This window comes from Halorubrum sp. SP9, assembly GCF_005435015.1.
Taxonomy (GTDB): Archaea; Halobacteriota; Halobacteria; order Halobacteriales; family Haloferacaceae; genus Halorubrum; species Halorubrum sodomense.
The window spans coordinates 1-317 of the sequence record NZ_SGXU01000559.1 but is presented as its reverse complement, the minus strand read 5'-3'; the positions used below and the strand labels follow the sequence as shown (position 1 = coordinate 317).

Annotated in this window: 1 protein-coding gene; it reads left to right on the top strand. The window is 58.4% G+C overall.

The annotated features are described in order from the left end of the window. A partial coding sequence (locus EXE45_RS21070; protein WP_206750525.1) for a hypothetical protein occupies positions 1-292 on the top strand: 292 nt, incomplete at its 5' end. Positions 293-317: the final 25 nt, after the last annotated feature.

The following is a 317-nucleotide window of genomic DNA, read 5'->3' as shown; positions in this document are numbered from 1 at the left end:
CGATGATCCGACCGTCGCAATCGCCTTCGCCCAGCACCTAGACAGGTGCGGTGTGATCGACTTCGCCGTTGACGAACTCGTGGGGATCGAAGAGCGCACTTTATTCCGGTTTGATCATCACCGAGTAAACCAACGTGTAAGTCTACGCGTTTTTGCCCGAGGTCTTCGCCGCGCCCCGCAGGACCGATCCACAACGGTGAACACGCTCACCAGCACGCTTTCCGAGTTGCTCGCGACGACGGGGACGCGTTGTTCGGTGTCGATGCCAGGGCTCGATGTCGTAAAATCATGAGGCTCTCTCTCTCCCTCCCGGTTAA